This window comes from Shewanella ulleungensis, assembly GCF_014648315.1.
In the GTDB taxonomy this organism is placed as follows: domain Bacteria; phylum Pseudomonadota; class Gammaproteobacteria; order Enterobacterales; family Shewanellaceae; genus Shewanella; species Shewanella ulleungensis.
In genome coordinates this window covers 722,021-746,243 of record NZ_BMQW01000001.1, presented here as the reverse complement: position 1 = coordinate 746,243, position 24,223 = coordinate 722,021, and the positions used below count along the sequence as shown (strand labels likewise).

Sequence of the window (24,223 nt, the reverse complement as noted above, 5' to 3'; positions counted from 1 at the left end):
GAAGTACATCATTAATATAAAATTTAAATAGTAAAAAAGCGGCTAAATGCCGCTTTTTTGTTGGGACAAGTCAGAATTAGTCTGCTAATTCTGCTAAGCACATTTCTTCATAAATCTGCTTAACCCATGCATCAACGCGTTCTTCTGTAAGTTCTGGCTGACGATCTTCATCGATACCGAGACCGACAAAATGTTTGTCGTCTGCCATGCCTTTAGAGGCTTCAAAATCATAGCTTTCAGAAGGCCAGTGACCAATAATAATACCACCACGTGCTTCAACAATGTCACGAACCATTCCCATTGCGTCAAGGAAGTATTCTGCATAGTCTTCTTGGTCACCACAACCAAAAATAGCGACTAATTTATCGGTAAAGTCGATTTGTTCAAGCTCAGGGAAAAAATCGTCCCAATCACACTGTGCTTCGCCGTAATACCAGGTTGGAATGCCAAACATAAGCAAGTCGTATTCAGCGATTTGCTCTTTCGTGCTCTTAGCGATGTCTTTAACATCGAGCATACTTTTGCCCAGTTTTTTCTGGATCATTTTGGCTACAGCTTCGGTGTTACCTGTGTCGCTACCGAAAAAAAGACCTACAGTTGCCATTGTCTATCCTTTAAATATCTAGTTCGCATTGTGCGATGTTCTAAAAACGTCTCAGTTGTCGAGTTGTTGTTGCAGAATAAATTCGATTAACTGGCTACGACTGATGTTACTGTTCAAAGCTTGTTCGTTCAAGGCATCATATAAATCTTGTGACACTTTTAACTCTATTCGCTTTAAACCGTTAGCGCGATCACGCTGAATTTGGTTTCGCTTATTGATCTTTAATTGCTGTTCCCGAGAAAGAGGGTTACTTCTCGGACGCCCGCGGCGTGTTTCTGTGGCAAAAAGGTCAATAGTCGTTCTATCTGTTGTTTCTTTTGCCATTGTATTTTTAACCGATCCCAGAGCCTTCCCAGGTCATCTGTATAATACCTTTTGCAATAAATCCGGCACAGCCGAGGAATAACACTGCCCAAACAATATATCGACCAAACTTAGGTACATCACCTTGTTTAAGCACATCATGGATTGCCATACCGATAAAAAAGAATATCGCAGCAAAAAACAAGTTCAGCCCAACGGCTTCTATTTGGTCCATGTACTGATTTAACATACTTCTACCTTCGCTTTAGTCATGTCTGGCGAAAAGAGGGCGCGAATATATCACATCGTGTCAGAATTGGGTATGTGCAAAACGGTAAATTATTAAAATTTACCCTTGGTTTTGTTCAATAAACTCAGACACGATACGATTAAAAATCTCAGGTTTTTGTGCATGCAGCCAATGACCTGTGCCATTTAAGGTTTTTGCGGTCACTTGAGGAAATTGACGCACAATTTCGTCGCGGTGTTCTGCGGTAACATAATTTGATTCGCCACCACGAATAAACAGTGTTGGCTTGTCAAAATGCACATCAGCGCTGATAGGCAAATCCCAGCCAATAATACGTGGGTAACAATGAATTAGACCATCCAGATTCATTTTCCATTCAAAACCTGTGTCTGTACGTTGTAGGTTTTTCAGTAAAAATTGAGAAGTGCCTTCATCAATACCTGAGTTTATCAAATGGGCTAATGCCGATTTACGACTGGTGTTTTCGTCAAAGATTAAACTGGTTAACGCCGCGAAAACTGTTTGATGACGCGGTTGGTAAGCTACTGGTGCAATGTCTGCTACCACCAGACTATTAACACGACTAGGATGCAATAATGCCATGGCCATGGCAATTTTGCCTCCCATTGAATGACCAACAATATGTGCGGCTGAGATCTTCAATTGGTCTAACAATTCAACCATTGCATTGGCTAGAGATGGGTAATCCATGTTGTCCCAATGTTCACTTAAGCCGTGATTGGGCACATCGACGCGAATAACCTGATGGTTTTGCTCTAGTACACTGCCGAGGTTTTTTAAGTTATCAAGGTTGCCAAATAGTCCGTGTATAAGCAGGACCGCTTCACCTTGACCGTGAGAAACATAATGCATAATGCGATAAACCCGTGACAACAATCAATTTGGCTGAATTTTGCGGCAATGGGATAAGCAAATCAAGTTTTGCAGATCGTCTGAAGCATAATTGCTGTAATTTTACTCTTGAAATAAAAATTTTTAGTGAATATGCGCCATTAAATGATTTTGCTACTTTATTAGTAGGTTAAGCTTGGCTTACACTGAAGATATATTTTGATCGCTGCGCGCAAATTTGATCAGCGACCGCGTGTTTAACGAAGTTTAACCCAACGTTAAGCCTAAGACAGATAGAAGAATAAGGATGACTCTGATGAAATACATTGAAATTGATGAAGAACTTTATCGCTTTATTGCCAGCAAGACTGAACGCATCGGCGAGAGTGCTTCGGATATTTTACGTCGTTTATTGCATTTATCAGTGGAAACCGTGGTGGTCGATTTACCTGATTCAATTAGCGAACCTAGCCTTGAAACTGAACCCGTATCGGTAACCGAATCAGAGGGGCAACGTAGCCAACTATTTAATCAAGCTAAAGCCGCCGTTGAAAAAGTGATTGCAGCCCAAGTTGAGCCTGAAACCAATCGCGAGCAAGACGCGATAGCAACTACCATAGAATTTAAATCTATCGTTAATGAACATTTATTGGCTCAGCAAAAAGGGGCTGTGGGTCGTTTTATGTGGTTGCTCGATAATTTACACGCGTCTACTGGCAGTGACTTTAATAAAGTACTCGATATTCAAGGCAAAGGACGTTTGTATTTTGCCCGCTCTAAACAAGCGTTATTGGAATCGAGCCAGTCTTCTAATCCTAAAGAAATTGGCACCAGTGGCTTTTGGGTTACAACAAATAATAACACTGCCAAAAAGCAAACCATCTTTACTGAGGTATTGGAGCATTTAGGTTGCGACAGTGAATACGCCCGCACTATTGCAGAGTATATTTAAGTTTCTAATCAACCAATTCATTTACATCTAGGAGAGCATTTGTGGCTATTCATCAACGCGCAGGACAGCAAGCTTTACAAACGGATTTAGTGAATATCCCTAAATTGATGAGTCATTATTATCGTATTATTCCTAACGTGGAAGACGTACAGCAAAAAGTGACATTTGGTACCTCTGGTCATCGTGGCAGTGCTTTCAATGCTAGTTTCAACCAAAACCACATTTGGGCAATTACGCAGGCGGTAGTTGATTATCGTCAATCAGCGGGAATAACTGGGCCGATGATTGTCGGTTTTGATACCCATGCCTTGTCTTATGCCGCATTTATGTCAGTGGTTGAAGTGTTGACTGCCAATCAAGTCAAAATGCTGATTCAAAAAGACGATGGATTTACGCCTACCCCTGTTGTGTCGCAAGCGATTGTTCGTGCTAATGCTTCTAAGCCAGCAGCATTAATTGATGGTCTCATTATTACCCCTTCACATAATCCGCCGCAAGATGGTGGTATTAAGTACAATCCTCCACATGGCGGACCGGCAGAAGGTGACATTACTAAGATCATCGAAGCTAAAGCCAATCAATATCTTGCAGAACAGTTGTCAGGTGTTAAAAAAATTAATTACGGCGTGGCAGTTAAATCGGGCTGGATTGATGAAGTTGATTTTATTGCACCATATGTAGAATCACTTGCTGAAGTGATTGATATGGACGCGATTAAAAAAGCCAATATTCGTTTAGGTGTCGATCCTCTTGGTGGCTCGGGTATTTATTATTGGGAGCAAATTGCCGCGAAATATGGGCTTGATATTACTTTGGTTAATGACAAAGTCGACCCAACCTTTGGCTTTATGCCGCTGGATAAAGACGGCAAAATTCGCATGGATTGCTCGTCTCCTTATGCTATGGCTGGTTTGTTAGCCTACAGCGAAGATTATGATTTGTGCGTCGGTAACGACCCAGATTATGACCGTCACGGTATAGTGTGCCCAGGTTTTGGCTTAATGAACCCTAACCATTACTTAGCCGTGGCGATTGATTACTTAATGACTCATCGTCCGCAATGGTCTGATTCATTATCGGTAGGTAAAACACTGGTATCTAGTGCAATGATTGACCGTGTTTGTGCATCATTAGGCCGTCAATGTTTAGAAGTGCCTGTGGGCTTTAAATGGTTTGTTGATGGTCTTGCCCAAAGTACGATTGCTTTTGGCGGTGAAGAAAGTGCTGGCGCTGCGTTTTTAAAACGCGATGGTAGTACTTGGTGTACCGACAAAGATGGTTTTATTTTAGCGCTGTTGGCTGCTGAAATATTAGCGGTGACGGGTAAAACACCGGCGCAACGTTATAAAGAATTAACTGACCAATTTGGCGAAAGCTTTTATACCCGTATCGATAGCCCAATTAGTTTGAAGAAAAAAGCTAAGTTTGAATTACTCAACGCAAATAGCTTTACCGATACTGAGCTTGCTGGTGAATCAATCACGGCGATATTAAGTCATGCGCCAGGTAATAATGCGGCGATTGGCGGGATTAAAGTGACTACTGAAAATGGCTGGTTTGCTGCTCGTCCATCTGGCACCGAAGCGCTATTCAAAATCTACGCTGAAAGCTTTATTAGCCAGCAGCACCTTGAGAGTATTGTCGCCCAGGCTCAAACGATGATCGATTCTGCTTTAAAAGGCTAATTGCGGTGTAAATAGCTTAGGTATATTTTACTGAGCCTTAACGCTTAAAAATAAAAAGCACTGAATAATCAGTGCTTTTTTGTATCTAACGTTGAGGATTATGCGAGATCGAATCGATCGGCATTCATCACTTTAGTCCATGCTTTAACAAAGTCTTGTACAAACTTCTCTTTTGCATCGTCTTGGGCGTAAACTTCAGCGTAAGAGCGTAAAATTGAGTTTGAACCAAAGACCAAGTCAACTCGAGTAGCTGTCCACTTTACTTTATTTGTACCACGTTCAACAATGTTGTACAGATTAGTACCGACAGGTTTCCAGGTATTTGACATGTCAGTCAAATTAACGAAAAAGTCGTTTGTAAGCACGCCAACGTTGTCAGTAAATACCCCGTGAGGAGTATTGTCGTAGTTAGTCCCCAGTACTCGCATACCGCCAATTAACACTGTCATCTCATGAGCTGTTAAGCCCATTAATTGGGTACGGTCTAACATCATTTCTTCAGGCTGTACGACATAGTCTTTCTTTTGCCAGTTACGATAAGCATCGTGAAGAGGCTCTAATACTTCAAATGATTCAACATCAGTTTGCTCCTGTGTTGAATCACCACGACCGGCAGAGAAAGGCACTGAAATGTTAACGCCTGCGGCTTTAGCTGCTTGTTCAACGGCTGCCGTGCCACCGAGTACGATTAAGTCTGCCATGCTAACAGGTTTTGTTAATCCGGCTTTAATCGAGGTTAATGTGCTAAGGACTTTTTGTAGTCTTGCTGGTTCATTGCCTTGCCAATCTTTTTGAGGAGCAAGTTGAATACGTGCACCATTCGCGCCGCCACGATAATCAGAACCACGGAAAGTACGTGCGCTGTCCCATGCGGTTGCAACTAACTCGGCAACAGACAAACCACTGGCTAAAATTTTAACTTTTAACTCACTGATTTCTTGCTCACTTAAGCTGTAATCAACTTGTGGCACCGGATCTTGCCAAATTAACTCTTCGGCTGGTACATCTGGGCCTAGGTAACGTGCTTTAGGTCCCAGGTCTCGGTGAGTCAATTTAAACCATGCGCGAGCAAATACGTCTGAGAAGTAGGCTGGATCTTTGTAGAAACGTTCTGAAATCTTGCGATATTCAGGGTCCATTTTCATTGCCATATCAGCGTCGGTCATCATAGGTTCGACTTTAATCGTCGGATCTTCTACGTCAGCAGGCTTATGTTCTTCTTTGAGATCAATTGCCTTCCATTGCCACGCACCAGCAGGGCTTTTAGTCAATTCCCAATCGTAATTAAGTAACAGTTCAAAGTAGCCGTTATCCCATTGTGTTGGGTTTGTGGTCCACGCGCCTTCAATCCCGCTGGTTACAGTGTCACGACCAATACCGCGGCTAGTTTTGTTTAACCATCCTAGGCCTTGATCCTCTAATTCTGCACCTTCTGGATCCGGTCCTAAATTTTCTGCCCGGCCATTACCATGAGATTTACCTACAGTGTGTCCACCTGCGGTAAGCGCGACGGTTTCTTCATCATTCATTGCCATGCGAGCAAATGTAATGCGTATATCGTGAGCTGTTTTTATTGGGTCAGGGTTACCATCAACCCCTTCAGGATTAACATAAATTAAGCCCATCATTACTGCAGCTAATGGGTTTTCAAGATCGCGTTCACCAGAGTAGCGGCTGTTTTCAGATCCACTTGGCGCTAACCATTGTTTTTCTGAACCCCAGTAAATGTCTTTTTCTGGGTGCCAAATGTCGGCGCGACCACCGGCAAAACCAAAGGTTTTTAGGCCCATTGATTCATAGGCAACTGTTCCGGCTAAAATGATTAAATCTGCCCATGACAGCTTGTTACCGTATTTCTTTTTAATTGGCCATAAAAGACGACGTGCTTTATCAAGGTTGCCGTTGTCTGGCCAGCTATTAAGTGGAGCAAAGCGTTGGTTACCAGTGCCTGCACCGCCACGGCCGTCAGCAATACGGTATGTGCCCGCAGAGTGCCAAGCCATACGGATCATTAATCCGCCATAATGTCCCCAGTCTGCGGGCCACCAATCTTGGCTGTCGGTCATTAATGCGGTGAGATCTTTTTTTACAGCTGCAAGGTCTAAAGATTTGAAGGCTTCGCGATAATCGAAATTTGGATCCATAGGATCAGATTTGCTGTCATGCTGATGAAGGATGTCGAGATTAAGTGCTTTTGGCCACCATTCCATCACATCATTTGATACTGAAGTATTCCCGCCATGATTGACTGGACACTTACCGAGCGATTGTTGTGCTTTTTCCATGAGATGTTCCTTTATCACTAAAATAACTTAAACGTTAAGCAAAATTGGATTACCTTTTCAGGCTAACTGACTGTGATTACAAATTAAAGCGACTTTTACCTATCTGTTTAATCGGTTTTACTAATACAGCTGAGAAGTTAAAAAAACTGTTTAATAATAGTACAGATATAAACAAATTAGGTTAAAGAATTACTACTAACAAAATAATGATCTAGGTCATTAAATTTATGGATGCATGGTAAAGATTTGTCAATGAGAGTAGGTCGCTACAAGAGCTGTGGAAGCATGTGGTGTCAGTTATATTTAACACCACAGAGGCTGTTTGTCACTTATAAATATTTAATCCAAGCTTGCTTACTGGCTTGTTTATAAGCACTAAATCGTTTTACGGGATAATATAAAAACACCATTAGGCTAAGGGCTATTAGCCAAACCCAAGCCATATTATCGACGCCTAACAGATCACCGTGATTAGATCCTAAAAAGTATTTACTGATCCCATACATTAGTAGCAGTACATACAAATGCAAGATATAGAAAAACATGGGTACTGAGCCAAATGTCGATAACACTTGTCCAACCGGATTGTTTAAGCGCTCAAAGCCCACTAAACCGATAAACATCACTCCGAGGGTTATCAATAAAAAACTTAATGAAGGAGGGTACTTAGTTAAATTAAATATCGACATTAATGATTCACCAATACTAGATCCTAATTGCCACGGTAAGGTTTCGCCATAGATATTGCCGCCTCGTAAGAGAATAAACAATGTTAAACACGCGAGTCCTAGCAGGAGTAATTTACGTTGTCGGTTGCTGGCGATAGACGATTTTGAAAATATAGGTCCAGCAACATAACCCAGTAAAATGACCCCCATCCAGGGGAGCGCGGGATAGCTTATTTTAACTTTTATGATGCCGTCGGTAATTAAATAACCACGATCATGCAAGATAGTCCACAAACTATATCCCCACTCATTAGGCATAAATTGAATTGGAGTTAATAGATTATGACCAAATACTATCGCAAAACCTAACAGTCCCATGAATGGGCGGGGTAAATTAATTAACGCGGCTAAAGTGAGCATACTTAAACCAATGACCCAGATGACCTGTAGCCACAATGTATGATAGTTGCCCATCCATGAAATGTTGATCACAATTATTTCAAGCGTAATTAAAAATAACCCGCGCTTAACTAAAAACTCCCGAGCTGAGCGGGGCTGTAACGGATTGCGATTAGCATAAAGCCATGCCGACACCCCGGTTAAAAAAACAAACACTGGTGCACAAAAGTGCGCAGCAAATCTACTGACAAACAATTCCCATGAGGTGGTGCTCAAATCCATTGGGTCGCTTACTTGCATGTGCAGGTAAAACCGTTCACGTACATGGTCTAGAAGCATAATGAGCATAACGATGCCGCGCATCATATCGATACTGCTGATCCGTTTTGCTTTGACTGCGCCGTCCATTTCGGCAACATGTAGATTAGAATTCATAAGCTACACTCACTTTGACACTGCGTGGCTCACCAGGAAAAGCCCATAATGCCGAATAGCTGTTAGCAATATATTGCTCATTAAAAAGGTTGTCGACAGACAAACCAAGCTTAATGTTGTTATTAATGCGTGTGTTAACAAACAGCCCCACTAATTGATATGAGGCTAATTGGAAATCAGGATCAACAGTATCTCCAAGTCTTGAGTCAACGAAGCGCCAGTTAATACCAAGATGCCCATCAATATTTACATCTGATAAGTCTTGTTTAACAATAATACTCGCAGTATTTTTCGGTACATTAACCAAACGACTACCGGCACTGACAAGTACACCCCAATCAGGATTAATAGCCTCGTTAACGGTTCGTGTATCAAGATAGGCATAAGAGAGACTCGCTGATAGCCCCTCGGTAATTTCGGCATTAAGATCAATTTCAACTCCAGTGCTTTTCGCAGCACCTAATGTCGCTGAATAACCCGTGTTGATTGGATCTGAAGTTAAAATATTATTCTTTTTGGCATCAAAAATAGCAATGGTGCCATTGATAGGCATTTGCGCTAACCATTGAGTATCAAACTTTACTCCTAACTCAATAGATTTACTTTCTTCAGGTGCAAAAGCATTGCCCGCATAATCTGTTCCAGACAATGGTAGATACCCTTCAGAATAAACTGAGTAGACACTCAGTTGGTCTGAATACACATACACTACACCTATTTTAGGGCTTAGGCGTTGGTCCGATTGTGAGGATGAACCTTGACTTACATCGTCGGAAATTTCTTGTTTATAGGAATCTATTCTCAGGCCTAATTGGACTTTCCACTGTTCGGTTACATCAATTTGATCTTGAACATAACTACCCCAAGCTTGTTGCTGCTCTTTATTTTTGTATAAAAGGCTGACTTCAGGTTGCTCGTCGCTATAAATAGGTTGATATATATTGATTGAATAAGCACCTTTACTGCCACGATAACGTGACATAGCCGTATTTAATTCATAGTCATAGGCGTCAATACCCAATAATAAATTATGCTGCAATACTCCTGTCATCAGGCTACTACTGAGTTCAAAACGTACGGCGTTGTCGACGGAGCTATAGTCGCGATATCTGTGTTGACGAGTGAGTGTCTCGCCATCGTCATATAAGGATTGTCTGCTTTGTGCTAGTTCAGCATCAGATGAAAACCCTGAAAGGCTAGAGTCTCGGTAGGCATAGCCTGTAGATAAAGACCATTGCTGAGTTAATTGTTTATCATAGGTTAGCTGGTGACTTTTAGCTTCAATAACGGTGGCGCCGTCATTAGGGTTACCTAAATAACGTGATAGCGGTACCGTATTGATATCATTGTTAATGACTACAATCCCCCGGTCAAATAGCTGCTCTTGTTTAAGGTATTCCACCTCATAAAGTAATGAACTCTCCTTATCGATTTGCCAACGTATTGAAGGTGAGATTACTTTTTTATTGCTAAATACCTCATCTCTAAAGCTGTCATAATCTTGCCATGCACCGTTAACCCTAAAAGCAATGGTTTCGCTAAGCCCTGTAGTAAAATCACCTTCAACTCTATATTGGTCTTCGCTGGCAGCAGATGCCTTAATGTAACCACTGGTTTCATATTGAGGCTTTTTGGTAATAATATTGATGGTGCCACCTGGCTCTGAACGGCCATAAAGTGCAGAACCAGGTCCTTTTAAAATCTCAACATATTCAACATTGGATAAATCTCGATGGCCACTAAATGACCTCCCACCATTAAAGCCATTAATTAAGTAGCCTGACGGAATATTCTCGTTCCCAGGAAAACCGCGTAATGAAAAGCTGTCCCATAGTCCACCTCCATTATTTTGTCTGGCGATACTCGATGAAAAATCTAATAAATCCTGAAAGCGAGTTATACCAGTGTCTTGTATTAACGTGTTATCTAACAGTGTGATGGCTTGTGGTAGTTCACTACTAGCGACATTTCCACGATATGCTTGACGATAGTGAATTGTGATCCGTTCTATTTCATCGTTGTTTTGTAACAATGGTTTAGTGTGAGTGATTTCTGGTGTTAACTCTTGTTCAACGGCCATGATATTGACGCTAACAGATAATAGGGTGTAAGCCCCTATTGAATAAAGTTTTGGTTTTAATAAGGTTTTCATTGTCTCTCCGACAAACAGCAAACAAAATTTGGCCATAACAAATACGTAGCACTTATGCCGCGGTATTCGTTAAGCTAATAGATAAGTGAAATAATTTATTCGACTGTTTGTGGTGGTGCGCGGGTATTAAAATAACGCGTAAATTGGGAGGCAAATGAAATTAATCGGAATTGCTGACGCGCATAAGATTGCACCATAACAGGTACAATGTAAGGCGTAGAGGTGACCACATTTTGGAGTTGATGTAACGACGAGCAATGAACATTGTGTTGTTTTGCTGTGTCTTCAATGTGAGTAATGCTATGGACCGATGAAGCGACAGACAGCAAAATAACCATGGCAATGAGCCACAGTATTAAAAATTGCTTGTTGTCTTTGTATTGCGCCAATGCTGGTCCCCTGTTTTTATCAGGGCGATTGTAAATGACATGCATTTACATAAGCAATCGCAAAATGTTCATTTACAGATTAACGTGTTATTTATTAACCGAGATAACTTTGAGCATGACTGTGCTTATCAACGGCTAAATAAATGTGATAAAGCGTTAATTGACCGATGAGCGAATAGGTTGATGCAATAATTGACCTACTGAGTCTTTTGGCATAGGTTTGCCAAAAAAATAGCCCTGGGCTAAATCGCATCCTAATGATTGTATTAAATCTGCGGTGTCAGGGTGTTCTATGCCTTCAGCAACCACGCTACATGCTAAATGTTTAGCCAAATAAATCACTGATTTTACAATGGCAAGATCGGCATCCTGATGATGAATATTGTTGATAAACGACCGATCAATCTTAATTTGTTGAATGGGTAAATCGCGCAACATCTCAAGAGAAGAAAAGCCTGTACCAAAATCATCAATACTGAATTTTCCACCAAATTTGGCAATATAATTCATAGTCTGCTTAGCTTGCTCAGCATCTATCATCATTGCACTTTCAGTTATTTCGAACATCACTTTTTGTGATGTGTGGTTGTTTTTGATTAGCGTGGATGCTTTGTTAACAAGTTTTGTGTCATGTAAATCCTTAGCTGACAAATTAATGTGAATACACAAGGCTAAACCTAACGAATCAAAATAAAGCATGTCTTTAGCAACTTGCTGCATTACCCAGGTTGTAATCTGATTAATTAACGTAGTTTGCTCTGCAATGGGAATAAATAGGCTTGGACAAAAATAACTGTCATCAGGTCTAGGCCATCTTATCAACGCTTCCACGCCATAAAATTGCTGGTTGTCCAATTTAACAATCGGTTGATACCATAATTCAAACTCTTGTAATTCAATGGCTTGTTTTAATAAGGCACTGATGTTGACCTTTTCAACTGCATTATTATTCAGGCTTTGGTTATAAAGACAAAATGGGGCGGATAGGCTTTTACTGGAATACATGGCAATGTCAGCTTGTTGCAGTAACTGACCGATTTCTGAAGCTTGGCTTGGATAATGGCTTACACCCACACTGGCACCAACGAGTAAGTCATATGTTTCAATAGAAAAGCTATTCTCGAGTGCTAAATGAACGGTGTTAATGGTACCAACGATTAATGAAGGGTCAACTTGAGTGTCAACGACAGCAAATTCATCGCCACCTAATCTGAACAGCTGTGCCGAACGGGGAAGGTGGTCTTGGATACTTTTCCCCACCTCGATTAATAATAAGTCGCCATAATAATGCCCTAGTGCATCATTTACTTGTTTAAAGCGATTTAAATCAATTAATAATAAGCTAAATGGTTTAGCTTCAGCGACGTGGTAGGTTAACGAGTCCATAAGGTATTTGCGATTAGGTAGGCCTGTTAGGCTGTCGTGTAGGGCAATATTACGCTCACTTATGACTAGCTTTTCAACTTTAAGCAAACTGAGCAAGCTAAGGCGAGTCACTAATACTACAAAGCCCCCACCAAAGAGCATTATTACGCAAAAAATAATATCTGGAGGTGCGACCTGATTACGATCACTCAAATAATAAAATACGCCGAGATATCCCATTATAAAAAAGACAATGAGTGCGCGAAGTATTCGCCATCCTAGGCTGGTGTCTTTATGGCAAATATCAGTTACTGCTCGTAAGCTGTAAACTAATAACCCGATCCCTAATACAAGCATTAACAAAGCTAATATCTGTAACAATCGTCATTTCCTGTGTCAATGAACTGGGTGGAAGAGCTGCATATACTCAACAAAAGAACAACGTCTTATTCGAGTTAAGAGTATTGACTATAGCGTGTAATCATAAGACGGGATTAAATCAGTTTACGGTGTATTGAGTCCATTCGACGTAACTTAATACTCCAGCCAGTCAAGTGTGATTAAGTTTTTCAATCAAACGCTACCAAAGCGATAATATAACCATAGTGTAATATTTGGTTTTGTGCTTTATTTGACGTTTTTACAATATAAAAATGCGGTAATATCATCACTGATATTACCGCATTTTATGCTGTTAACGGCTAATCGATAGCGAGGTTTACCCTCTGTATCCAAATAGCTTTTGTTCCATAATGGCTTTAGCTACGGCATCAGGAACGGCATCAACCCATTCACCTTGGCCACGACAGATTTGTTGTAAAATTTCTCTAGAAAAGATATTAAATAATTCTGGGTTACTTGATTCAATACTGGTAATAAAACCATTATCGAGAACATGGCGGAATAAGTAACGCAGATTGTTTGGCACACTAAGAGTGTTTAAATCGTTTACTTCACCTTTGCCATCGCGTTCAGGATACACAAATAAACGAGTGTTATCTGGGAATAACTTGCCAAAGGCTTCAAGAATACCGCCTTCCATACCACGATAATATTCTTCGTCGAAAATTTGTTTAATATTGACGATTCCCACCACAATTCCTATTTGCAATTGAGTGTATTGACGGAAATAAGCGCGCAATGAGAAGTAACGAGTATAATCCGATATCATCACGTTATAGCCTAATAAATTAAGTAACTTAACGCGTTCCATTATGTCTTTTTCAGACATATTGGCATCTTTGCCGTGAAGGTCATTGAGCGATATCTCTGCAATTAACACGGTATTTTTATCGGTAATGCCTTCTTGTGTCGAAAAGGCTTTATAACCTTGCTCAATCATATCAACATTGAGTTTAGTGATGGGCTTAAACGAGCCACGAATGGTTAATACATTCTTTTTGTACAACATGTCAGCCGGTACAGCAACGCTGCCGTCAGCTTTAAACATAATCGCACGAGTTTTCCAACTACGAATAAGGTGGATGTTTTTAGCTTGATTATCAACATCTTCAAAGTAAGGCCCTTGAAAGTCGATACAATCAATTTCAATTCGATTGGCTTTCATGTTATCGGTTAACGAGTCGATAATCATTTTTGGGTCTTCAAAATAGTAGTAACTGGCATAAATGAGGTTTACACCCAAAATACCTAGCGCTTGTTGCTGAGCTTCAGCGGTATCGTCAAACATGCGCACATGAACAATAATGTTTGATGGTTCTGCACCTGGGTACATTTGAATGCGAACACCACACCAAGCATGGCATTCGTTTTTACGATTAAAGCTTTTAGCGGCCACGGTGGTTGCATAACTAAAATACCGTGATGATTTAGAACGAACGCCGCCGACACGATCGACAACAAGATCGAATTCTTGCTCCATCATGGCCAATACACGAGCTTTACTGACATAACGGCCATCTTCTTGCACACCGTAAATCGCATCAGAGAACTTCATATCGTATGCAGACATCGTTTTAGCGATCGTTCCGGCTGCCGCACCCGCTACAAAGAAGTTACGTGCCACTTCTTGGCCTGCGCCAATTTCAACAATCGTGCCGTATTTCTTTTCATCTAAATTGAGACGAAGTGCTTTTTCTTTGGTGCCACGTGAACTGACTTGCTTATCCATAATATCTCCACACGATTTACAACTAACGTTTACTGCCTGTCAACAATGTTATCGTAACAGTCTATATCTGTCAGTGTTAGATTGAAATTATTGAGTTTTTATTGTGCCAGCGGCTTGAATGTTAACGCCGATTAGTTGATTGGCACATCCAACATTGTTTGTAAAAAAACGGCCGAAAAAGGCGCTTTTTGTTGTTTTTTAATTTGTGGGCTTAAGCCATTTTCGATGAGCACAAACAAGTAATCATGGCCGTTGCTGGCCTTGACTCTACCGGCTAGATTAGCTACGCCTAACATGCTGCCAGTTTTGGCAAATACATGATTTTTTAACGGTGATTTATTAAAGTAGCGTTTATAGCGCAAGGTGCCACTGACACCTGATTCAGGCAGGGTATCGAGTAAAAAGTGGTATTCAGGCATTCGATAAACCGTAGTAAGTACACTGAGTACTTGTTCTGCACTGAGTAAGTTATAACGAGACAATCCAGAACCGTCAGCTAAATTGGCATCGGCCAAATCAATCCCTAGAGAATACAGAATCGCTTTCATGGCTTGGCTACTGCGAGCAAAGTCACTTGGTGCTTGAAAATAAACTTCACCGACTTTTTTTAATAAACTGTCTGCAATTAAATTATCGGACTTTAATAGCATGGTTGATAACAAATCAGTTAACGGGGCAGAGTGATGACTGGCAATTAATCGCCGCTGACCGTGTGTAGGTGTGAGCTGCGCGCGACTCAATACCATAGGTGCGTTATGCTGTATGCCTAAGGCCTTCAATTGTTTTGCCACGATGTGTTGGGCATAAAGCGCAGGATCAGTAATGGCGATCGCTAGCGGCAATGATTTAGCTCCAACGTGACACCCTGTAAGATGGTAACGATTATTGTCAAAGCGACTCAGTGTCAGCATGCAAGCAGGCTGGCTATTGGCTTGAGTATAAACCGAGCCTGTTGGCGCAGCCTTATATTGTGATTTGGCAGCAACCGGATTCACAAAGTAAGCATCGTTAGTGATGTTAATTGGACGTTTTCCCATCATGTTAATACTGGCTGTTTTGTCGTAGCCTGTAGTTGATAAACGTCCATAGACACAATTTTTATCGATAATAAACGGTGATATTGGTGCCGCGTAACAAATGCCTAAATCGTCCCACACCCAGCCTGGAGCTTGTAATTGGCTATCTTGCTCACTGACTAATACGACTTGACCGTCAATTTTACGAATGCCCAATTGTTTTAGTGAGGTAAGTAATTGCTGAAGATCTTGGTAGGTTAACGTGGGGTCGCCACTAAACTCGATGTAAATATCACCCTGGTAAATGCCATTATTGACCTGTTGTCTATTAATAGGATTTTTACTATAAGTGCTTAGTTGCGTTTCATAGTAAAACCCCTGGCCTAACTGCTTTGTTGCAGCTAAAGCCGTGAGTAATTTTTGAATACTGGCGGGCTGCATTAATGATTGGTTATTGTAAGTAAATACCGCTTGTTGGGTCGTCATGTCCCACACGCTAATGCCGAGTTGCGAGTATGCCGGTTTAAGTAACTGCAACATGCTATCTAAGTATTGTGTCGTGGGGTTGGGGGCTGGTTCATCAGAGGCTAATGATGTTTCAGTGGCGAAGTGCTGCGGTACGGTTATTTCTGCATTAGCAACCGGTGCCACAACAACATGCGCCATAACACTTAAACTGGCAAAAGCAGTCCAAATACGCTTAATACTAGGCTGTTGCGGTTTGTTTTGGGATAACGCCGTTAAAAACGGTAAATACATATAGGCCTACAACTTAGTCAACGTGCGATTATGATCAATGCTTTACAATGTTTACCTATTTTAGCGTAACAAATTATTCGCTGATACGACTATTACACTAACAGGCTAAATATATTGCAAACATATGCACGCTCTACGTCAATTAATTCAATTGGTGTTTATCTTTCTGTGTTAGCTAGCTAAATGCCTTATTTTGAATGGCAAAGGGCATGTTGCAAGCGAATACCGCTGCGCAGTTAGTCAGCAGATTGGTAATTATTTAACTCTGTTGTGTTTTTTTTGGCCAATGAAAGCCATTAAAACCGCTCTAAAGTAAGAAACATCTTGCTCATCACCTTGTTAGTCGGTAATTTCTATCAGCTAAATTACGCGGCAAAAACATATTTTACTTGTGTTATGTCGCTATTACGGCCAATGAGACTGAAAATAAACCGCGCTTTAGCTTATGATAGACGTCTTATCGTGGTTAGATAAAACAGAGATAATATCACACAGAGAAATTGCTACTGCTTTATTTAATTAACGCACACAGTGTAGAAATATCACCGCCCACATAACCATAACCATAGGCCGTGAAGTTTGTTATTTTGCTCATCAGCTATGATGAGCGCTCATTTTAAGGAGGATGCCTTGCTGGATAAGTTAGGTGGTATTGCGCTAAAAGCTGATGCTGTTTCTTGGTTACTAAACCCCCAAGATTTTAAACAGGCATTATTAGCTAGAATTGCGTCGGCAACATCATCAATTTACATTGCTGCTTTATACGTTGAAGACGATGAAGCTGGACGTGAAGTGTTGCATGCGTTGTTAGCCGCTAAAGCGCGCCAACCAGATTTAGACATCAAAGTATTAGTTGATTATCATCGCGCACGTCGTGGCTTAATTGGTCATAAAGGCGACAGTGGTAATTATATTATGTACCGTAATTTGATGGCCGAAGCATCTCATCCATTTGACATTATTGGCGTGCCTGTAAAATCGCGTGAGTTCATGGGGGTTTTACACCTTAAGGGCTTTATTATTGACGACGCGGTTATATACAGTGGCGCGAGTATTAATAATATTTATCTGCAACAAAAAGACAAATATCGATTTGATCGTTATCACCTTATTGAATGTGCCGAGTTGGCGCGCAGTATGCGAGATATGATCAAGCAAGATATCGTCAATGATTCAGCTGTTAGTGTGTTGACTCAACCATTAGAAAACGAAATCAACCCAGAAAAACAAGATATTAAAAGCTTTAAACACAGACTGTCTCAAGCGCATTATCAATACAAAACGACTACTGTGGGAAATCGCGTTACACCATTATTAGGGCTAGGGCGTAAAAACAATTTACTAAACGACACTGTCATTAAGTTAGTTGAAGGCGCTAAACAACATTTGTTTATTTGTACGCCTTATTTTAACCCACCAGCGATTTTAAGCCGAGCTTTAGCTAAACATCTGCGCGAGGGTAAAAAGATAGATATTGTTGTAGGCGACAAAACGGCTAATGACTTTTATATTCCGCCAGAACAAGATTTTTCGACCATTGGCGCTCTGCCATACATGTATGAGCAATCGTTGCGTAAATTTGCTAAACGTCAGCAATGGGCAATCGAAAACGGACAGCTAAACATTCATTTGTGGAAAGATGGCATTAACAGCTTTCACTTAAAAGGCATCAGCGCTGATAACCGCAAACACCTGATCACAGGTTCTAATCTTAACCCTAGAGCGTGGGCATTAGATTTAGAAAATGGCTTGTTATTGCATGATGAGTCGGGGAGCTGGAAAGAATCGTTTGTTGCTGAACAGCAACATATTTTGTTGCACACCGAAAGACTTTTTCACTACAGCCAGATTGATACCTTACACAAATACCCTAAACCGGTAAAAAAGGTTATGAATCGTATCCGTCGTTTAAAAGCTGACTTTTTATTACGCCGTATTCTATAATCTTCGCTACAGCATAGCCTTATTATCTAATTGTCTTCACCACTCCAATGAGTGGTGAAGTTTTTTCACACCAGAGCATTATATGAATCCAGTTGTTAATTCAAAAGCTAAAGCACCTATCCACGCGGTTCATCGCTTACATGCTTATCGAAAATCGTTGTCGACCAAACCCTTCGGTGCGCGGGGTAAAAAGCTTGTTCGCTGTGAATTGTGCTTGTTGGGTGAATTATTTTGCACCTGTAAACATCGTCAATATTTGGTGACTCAGGTTAGTTTTATGTTGTTGATGTACAATGATGAAGTGCTGAAACCGACTAACAGTGGAAGGCTTATTGCTGATCTAATCCCTGACACTCACGCATTTTTATGGACGCGGACCGATACCGACCAACAAATGTTGGCTCTATTAGCGGATGAGCGCTACCAGCCATATTTAGTATTTCCTCAGCAATATATTGAAAACCAGCAGGCTATCGTAAATCAAATTTTGCCCGACAATTTGCGTCAAATAAATGGTACTGTAAAAATACCATTATTAGTGATGCTTGATGGTAGCTGGCGTGAGGCGATTAAAATGTATCGAAAAAGCCCTTATTTGCATCATATGCCGGTGTTGTCATTTGCCCCTGAAACGTTAGCGACTTATGCACTACGCAAAGGTAGCCATGATTTTCAATTAGGTACGGCGGAAGTGGCCTCACTGGCATTAACGGCTGCACAAGAGCCACAAAATGGCGCAGCACTATCTGCTTGGTTTGATTTATTTGTCGAATCATCGTTGCTTGGTCGTAATCGGCGTGCAAAAGAAACGTTAACACCGATTGCTAATTACATAGAGGCATTTACCGATGCATTAGCTGCAAGCCTAACGCAAAAGCAATGTGATAAATAAACCAATACTGTATTTGCATATTCATCGTTTTTGCGGGATGCTAAATAGCAGTAAATGCAATGGGTAGGATGGTATATCGATGAAATTGTGGTTAAGATCAAGTAACATAACACTCAACAATCGAACTCAATTGCTTAAGGATTATTTAACCATATTATGGAAGACTTGCTCAATAGTACTCGGCAATACAGTCCGCAAAAATTATTAATTTTATTTCGCTTAGAACCCGGTTGTTTAGGCCCTGATGGTGTTGATCATATAGAAACGTTTTGCCAGCTCGCTGAACGAACCTTAGCGAACCTCAATGCAGATGTTTGCCAGTGGTTTATTTCACCTCGTTTTGATAAATCATTAGTTGAAATCCAATATAGCCTTGCAGGTAAAGTTTTACCTCGCGACAAAGCGATTAAATTTGTGCAATCGTTTGAGCAAAACCTCGACACTATAGAAGAGCGGTTTGAAGACAAACTAACCCAATTGATCAATCAATATATTGCACGTAAACATGTGCCTTAACAACAAACCGTCATTTAGCTGTAACACTCTTTAATATCAGTAACTAAGCCAAGCATTAACAACTAAAAAGCGTGCTTTAAAGATGCTGTAGCAATAACAAATTAGTCTTAGGCTTAAGCTAACCATTTTATTTTTTGACCCTATGCAGTTTTGGGTTTAATCACCTTCATAGGGATTATTTATGTCAACGAGTGACGCTATTCATCTTAGCGATACATCAACGCTAAACGATGCAAATCTACACCAATTATTGCAACAACAATTTGGCTTTGAACAATTCAGGTCAGGACAACTAGCGGCAATAAAAACGATTTTATCGGGTCATTCAGCGTTGGCAATATTTCCTACCGGTTCAGGTAAGTCTTTGTGTTATCAGTTTTGTGCACAACAGTTACCAAATCTGACCTTAGTTATTTCACCTTTACTGGCTTTAATGAAAGACCAGTTAGCTTTTTTAGCCAGTAAAGGTATTGCAGCCGCCAGTATTGACTCAAGCTTAACTTACGAGCAAACCCAGCAAGTCATGCGAGATGTACGCGACAATCGTACAAGGATTTTAATGGTGTCGGTTGAGCGTTTTAAGAACGAACGTTTTAGACAATTTTTGCACTCTGTGGCTATTTCATTATTAGTGGTTGATGAAGCCCATTGTATTTCAGAGTGGGGGCATAACTTCCGTCCAGATTATTTAAAAATTCCGCAGTTTTGTGCTGCATTTTCCATCCCACAAACCTTGTTATTAACTGCGACCGCCACAGAGCAAGTTAAGCATGATATGGCATTGCGCTTTGAGCTTTCGCCACAGCAAATTATTCAAACGGGTTTTTACCGACCTAATCTTGATCTATCAGTGGTTGCTGTAAGCCAACAAGATAAAAATAACCATCTAGCACACTATGTTAAACATTTTACTGCTGCTAACCACTGCGGCGCAGGCATTGTGTATGTCACCTTGCAGCAAACTGCAGAAGAGGTTGCACAATATTTAGTTAGCCAAGGTGTCAATGCGCGTGCATATCATGCCGGTATGGAGCAAGACGATCGCCAGGATATTCAGCAACAATTTATGGATAATCACGTACAGGTTATTGTGGCAACCATTGCATTTGGCATGGGTATCGATAAATCGGATATTCGTTTTGTGATGCATTATGACCTACCTAAATCGATTGAGAATTACAGCCAAGAAATAGGCCGAGCAGGAAGAGACGGTAATGTGTCTCACTGTATAACCTTAGCTAATCTTGATGGGTTGAATACGGTTGAAAACTTCGTCTACGGAGATACTCCAGAGCCTGAAAGTATTGCTAACTTATTGGATATTATCGCTAGCGAAACAGATCAAGGTCGCTGGGAAGTACAAGAGTTATCGTTATCTACAGCGTGTAATATTCGTACATTGCCGCTTAAAACGTTATTTGTACAATTAGAGCTGATGGATGTCATTAAACCAAGCTTTGCTTATTTTGCCGATTTTAAATATCGCTTTATTGAAGATAAGCAAGCAATCCTCAATCGCTTTAATGCAGAACGCCAAGCGTTTTTAAACCAGGTGTTTGAGCATACTCAGTTTAAAAAAATCTGGGGACAATTGGATTTTGACAGTTTGTACCAACAATATGGTTGCGAACGTCAAAGGGTTGTAGCCGCACTAGAATATTTAGCTGATCAAAATTTAATTATTCTCGAAACCAAAAAGATCACTCAGGTATACAGTGTTAAGCAACAGGCCTTAAGCAGCGAATCGCAAAGACTGCAATTGACGCAACAATTAGCGCAATACTTTGGTGGAAATGAGCATAAAGAAATTGTGCGTATTGGTAAGCTGGTGGCTTTTTTTGAACTCGACACTTGCTTAAGTGCTGCGTTAGCTCAATATTTTGATGATCAAGCTGCACCGAAAACATGTGGGCATTGCAGTGTTTGTCGAGGCGAAATTGCGGTATTATCTAAACAGACGTTGGCTCCATTACCAGATACGGCTAACGTTGCTGCAATGCTAACGCCACTACACCAAGTGGCCCAAGCAAAATCGTTACCCACTGTGACCATAGCAACACAGGCTAAGTTTTTAGCTGGCATGGTGATGCCAAGGTTTAGCCGTATGAAGGTTAAACAATTAGATGGCTTTGGTCGTTTTAGTGCTTATCGATATCAAGATATTCTGGATGCTGTTAAGAAGGTGAATTCATGAAACCCGTTCCTGAAGCATTATTAAAGAAACACGCCAATTTAGTGCAAACTGAAGGTGTAACTGTAATCTCGCATACTCAGCGTGAAACCAATGATTGGGTATTGCAAACCTTGATGATTGAAAATTGCGATGTCCCGTTTAAATATAAGCGACCTAAACGGTTTAAGAGCTTGCAAGGGCAAAAGGTCAATTTAATTTATTATCCCTCAAAAGAAGTGGTTGCCGGTTTTGAAATTGAAATAATGCAAGTCGTGAGAGTACGACGCTATTAGTGATCGTTAATTTCAATACAGTCATTAGCGCCGGTTGTCTGCGCCATTGATGATAGAGCGATTGCTGCTTGTTCATCAATGGCGAGTTTTCAATGGCGAGTTTAATATTGGCGAGTTTGGTATGTTGGCAAGATTTTCGATATCTGATAACTCGTGCTGGATATCAATTCTCTATAGCAACTCTTTATATCAATACACTCTATCAATCCCTCTAGTGAATACGTCACATCAAATTAATACTTTTTATTATCAATAAATTACCATTTCTTTTATAGGCTATGATTAATGCGCCTATTATTGACCACTAAACTTAAATTCACTGGCCGCGCGCCAAATGCGATAACGTAATTGCGCTTCTTTTGGAAGATAAAAGACTTTAGCTAAACGGCTGTCATATTCTTGAGTTATGGTGTCATTAAGACTAATAAATTGGGCTGTTTTGGCTTCGGTACACATCATTTTAGTGCTTGGGGCTTGAATCATGCTGTCAACTTGATAGTAAGGATATCCCCAACCATCTAATGATAATGTATGTATTTCGCCCATTAGGCGCACCTTATTACAATCAACCAGTTTATTCTGGCCAATTTGGATTTCGATTAAATATTGAGACTCATCATTAAGCTTTGGCAGGGTAAGTATATGCTGCACCATGTTTTCATTTGGGGCAGGGTACATCTTGGTTTCAACTTGAGCCTCATAATTATTATTGTCCATGACACTTGTTTTAATCGCCAACGTTTGCAACTGTGGTTGCTCCACTTTTGGCATGGCATAACCAGCAAATGCACAGACAACTAAGGCACTGAGTCCAAATATCTGCAGTGTTAAGTGTTTTGTTGTTTTCATGGTTAACCGATCTCCTGTAATGGCAAAGACCATAGATGTGGCCTGTAATAGTGTCTTTCTTAACGTACTGAATGTCTCTAAACGTAACGCGGTATCAAAAGGGTTATTTTTACACTAAATTTATAAATAAAAGATTGCTTACTATTTAACTAATATTAACAACAATAATTGAGTTTAGTTGATAAGTATGACATAACATACTGATAACCTTTGACACATTGCTTTTATCATAAGGTATCGTTCTCGATGCATAATAATCAAAACCTAGAACAAACCTCGCACATATTGCGTTTAGCGCTACCTAAAATGTCTGAGTTGGCAATTCCAGTAACACCGGAAAACTATGCCATTTGGTTTGATTATTTTTCCGAATCCAACCTCAATTTAAAACGTGCTATCGATGGGCTTATCGCCAATGATGTTAAGTTTACTCCAGAAGTTAATTTAGGATTGTACAATCGCTTTATTGAAGAGCGTTCGCCTGAAATTATCGAAAACGTCCAAATAGAAACCCAAATATTGATCAACAGTTTGGTACATAAAATTCAACAGCTTGGTGAAGGTACAGAGTCTTTCTCTTCTAACCTAAGTGAGTTTGGCGCTAAGTTACAAACAAAACCTGATGCAGACGAACTGAGCTTAATTGTGTTGAGTATTGCTGCAGAAGTTGAGCAAGTGATCGCTAATAATCGTCATATGTCGACAACTTTAGTGTCTTTGTCAGATGAAATTGCCAACCTTAAAAGTGAGATGGACAATTTAAGTAAAGTGGCAATGACAGATGAACTGACATCGCTTAATAACCGTAGAGCATACGAGTTATTTGCTGCTGAACAGATGACTAAATTTACCGATACACAAACAGTTTGTAGTTTGTTGATGATTGACATCGATCATTTCAAATTGTTTAACGATACGTTTGGTCATCTAATTGGTGACAAAGTGCTAGCTTATGTGGCTTTAGCGATGAAACAAACGGTAAAAGGTGATGACTTAGTAGCGCGCTATGGCGGTGAGGAGTTTGTGGTGATGTTACCCAATGCCAAATTACATGATGCAGTTAATGTCGCCGAGAAAATACGCGAGCGTATTTCGCTAAAACAATTGTCGATTGGTAAAGAAAAGAAACAGAATTTAGGTCATATTACGGTGTCAATCGGAGTGGCTACTCTGCAAACTGGCGATGATGTCGATACCTTGTTAGCCCGTGCAGACGAACAACTGTATAAAGCCAAAGCTTCAGGGCGTAACTGCGTTAAATTTGCCTAAGCACGATGACTTAGGAGCTGTGTGACCTAGGAGCTATGACTT

The 24,223-nt window shown here is 40.5% G+C and carries 20 protein-coding genes; 8 read left to right on the top strand and 12 right to left on the bottom strand.

Features of this window, described 5'->3' with window-relative positions:
• Positions 1-76: 76 nt before the first annotated feature.
• From fldA to IEY40_RS03080, 4 genes are all read right to left on the bottom strand, one after another.
• Positions 77-604, bottom strand: a complete 528-nt coding sequence (gene fldA / locus IEY40_RS03095; protein WP_160052445.1) for a flavodoxin FldA — start codon at positions 602-604, stop codon at positions 77-79.
• Positions 605-655: 51 nt separating this feature from the next.
• Entirely contained in the window at positions 656-928 is a 273-nt protein-coding gene (ybfE, locus tag IEY40_RS03090; RefSeq protein WP_188953196.1) for a LexA regulated protein, read from the bottom strand.
• Positions 929-935: 7 nt separating this feature from the next.
• A complete protein-coding gene (locus tag IEY40_RS03085; protein ID WP_160052447.1) occupies positions 936-1,157 on the bottom strand; it encodes a DUF2788 domain-containing protein in 222 nt (73 codons plus the stop codon).
• 99 nt (positions 1,158-1,256) lie between these two features.
• Positions 1,257-2,030 carry an alpha/beta fold hydrolase gene (locus IEY40_RS03080; protein WP_188953194.1) on the bottom strand — a complete coding sequence of 258 codons (774 nt, stop codon included), beginning with the start codon at positions 2,028-2,030 and terminating at the stop codon, positions 1,257-1,259.
• Between the two features lie 295 nt (positions 2,031-2,325).
• Here IEY40_RS03080 and seqA point away from each other — a divergent pair, with 295 nt between their 5' ends.
• Complete coding sequence (gene seqA / locus IEY40_RS03075; RefSeq protein ID WP_188953192.1) at positions 2,326-2,961, top strand: replication initiation negative regulator SeqA; 636 nt, start codon at positions 2,326-2,328, stop codon at positions 2,959-2,961.
• A gap of 41 nt (positions 2,962-3,002) precedes the next feature.
• The gene (pgm, locus tag IEY40_RS03070; protein ID WP_188953190.1) at positions 3,003-4,646 is read left to right on the top strand and encodes a phosphoglucomutase (alpha-D-glucose-1,6-bisphosphate-dependent); all 1,644 of its coding nucleotides are present in this window, start codon (positions 3,003-3,005) and stop codon (positions 4,644-4,646) included.
• 98 nt (positions 4,647-4,744) lie between these two features.
• On the opposite strand, the gene katG is transcribed toward pgm, so the two are convergent.
• The 7 genes from katG to dacB all read right to left on the bottom strand — a co-directional run bounded on the left by katG (position 4,745) and on the right by dacB (position 16,245).
• A complete protein-coding gene (katG, locus tag IEY40_RS03065) occupies positions 4,745-6,931 on the bottom strand; it encodes a catalase/peroxidase HPI (RefSeq protein WP_188953189.1) in 2,187 nt (728 codons plus the stop codon).
• 329 nt (positions 6,932-7,260) lie between these two features.
• Entirely contained in the window at positions 7,261-8,433 is a 1,173-nt protein-coding gene (locus tag IEY40_RS03060) for an acetyltransferase domain-containing protein (RefSeq protein WP_188953186.1), read from the bottom strand.
• Positions 8,423-10,513, bottom strand: a complete 2,091-nt coding sequence (locus IEY40_RS03055; protein ID WP_188953498.1) for a TonB-dependent siderophore receptor — start codon at positions 10,511-10,513, stop codon at positions 8,423-8,425. Before IEY40_RS03055 ends, IEY40_RS03060 begins: the two co-directional genes overlap by 11 nt.
• A 167-nt stretch (positions 10,514-10,680) precedes the next feature.
• Positions 10,681-10,974 (bottom strand): DUF2607 family protein, encoded by a 294-nt coding sequence (locus IEY40_RS03050; RefSeq protein WP_188953185.1) that lies wholly within the window; start codon positions 10,972-10,974, stop codon positions 10,681-10,683.
• Positions 10,975-11,130: 156 nt separating this feature from the next.
• Positions 11,131-12,720, bottom strand: a complete 1,590-nt coding sequence (locus tag IEY40_RS03045) for a putative bifunctional diguanylate cyclase/phosphodiesterase (protein WP_229776989.1) — start codon at positions 12,718-12,720, stop codon at positions 11,131-11,133.
• A 337-nt stretch (positions 12,721-13,057) separates the two neighbouring features.
• Complete coding sequence (locus IEY40_RS03040) at positions 13,058-14,470, bottom strand: TonB-dependent receptor (RefSeq protein WP_188953183.1); 1,413 nt, start codon at positions 14,468-14,470, stop codon at positions 13,058-13,060.
• A 131-nt stretch (positions 14,471-14,601) separates the two neighbouring features.
• Positions 14,602-16,245, bottom strand: a complete 1,644-nt coding sequence (gene dacB / locus IEY40_RS03035) for a D-alanyl-D-alanine carboxypeptidase/D-alanyl-D-alanine endopeptidase (protein WP_188953181.1) — start codon at positions 16,243-16,245, stop codon at positions 14,602-14,604.
• A gap of 603 nt (positions 16,246-16,848) precedes the next feature.
• Between dacB and pssA the strand changes: the two genes are divergently transcribed.
• From pssA to IEY40_RS03010, 5 genes are all read left to right on the top strand, one after another.
• Positions 16,849-18,189 (top strand): CDP-diacylglycerol--serine O-phosphatidyltransferase, encoded by a 1,341-nt coding sequence (gene pssA, locus IEY40_RS03030; RefSeq protein ID WP_268244193.1) that lies wholly within the window; start codon positions 16,849-16,851, stop codon positions 18,187-18,189.
• 82 nt (positions 18,190-18,271) lie between these two features.
• Positions 18,272-19,081 (top strand): tRNA-uridine aminocarboxypropyltransferase, encoded by an 810-nt coding sequence (locus IEY40_RS03025; protein ID WP_188953177.1) that lies wholly within the window; start codon positions 18,272-18,274, stop codon positions 19,079-19,081.
• A 156-nt stretch (positions 19,082-19,237) separates the two neighbouring features.
• Entirely contained in the window at positions 19,238-19,597 is a 360-nt protein-coding gene (locus tag IEY40_RS03020; RefSeq protein ID WP_188953175.1) for a hypothetical protein, read from the top strand.
• Positions 19,598-19,778: 181 nt separating this feature from the next.
• Positions 19,779-21,791 (top strand): RecQ family ATP-dependent DNA helicase, encoded by a 2,013-nt coding sequence (locus tag IEY40_RS03015; protein ID WP_188953172.1) that lies wholly within the window; start codon positions 19,779-19,781, stop codon positions 21,789-21,791.
• Positions 21,788-22,063 (top strand): hypothetical protein, encoded by a 276-nt coding sequence (locus tag IEY40_RS03010; RefSeq protein ID WP_188953170.1) that lies wholly within the window; start codon positions 21,788-21,790, stop codon positions 22,061-22,063. The genes IEY40_RS03015 and IEY40_RS03010 overlap by 4 nt, the downstream gene beginning before the upstream one ends.
• Positions 22,064-22,357: 294 nt before the next feature.
• Here IEY40_RS03010 and eco read toward each other — a convergent pair whose 3' ends face one another.
• Positions 22,358-22,912: a serine protease inhibitor ecotin gene (gene eco / locus IEY40_RS03005; protein WP_188953168.1), complete on the bottom strand. Its 555-nt coding sequence runs from the start codon at positions 22,910-22,912 to the stop codon at positions 22,358-22,360.
• 246 nt (positions 22,913-23,158) lie between these two features.
• On the opposite strand from eco, the gene IEY40_RS03000 reads away from it, so the two are divergent.
• Positions 23,159-24,181, top strand: a complete 1,023-nt coding sequence (locus IEY40_RS03000; RefSeq protein ID WP_188953166.1) for a GGDEF domain-containing protein — start codon at positions 23,159-23,161, stop codon at positions 24,179-24,181.
• Positions 24,182-24,223: the final 42 nt, after the last annotated feature.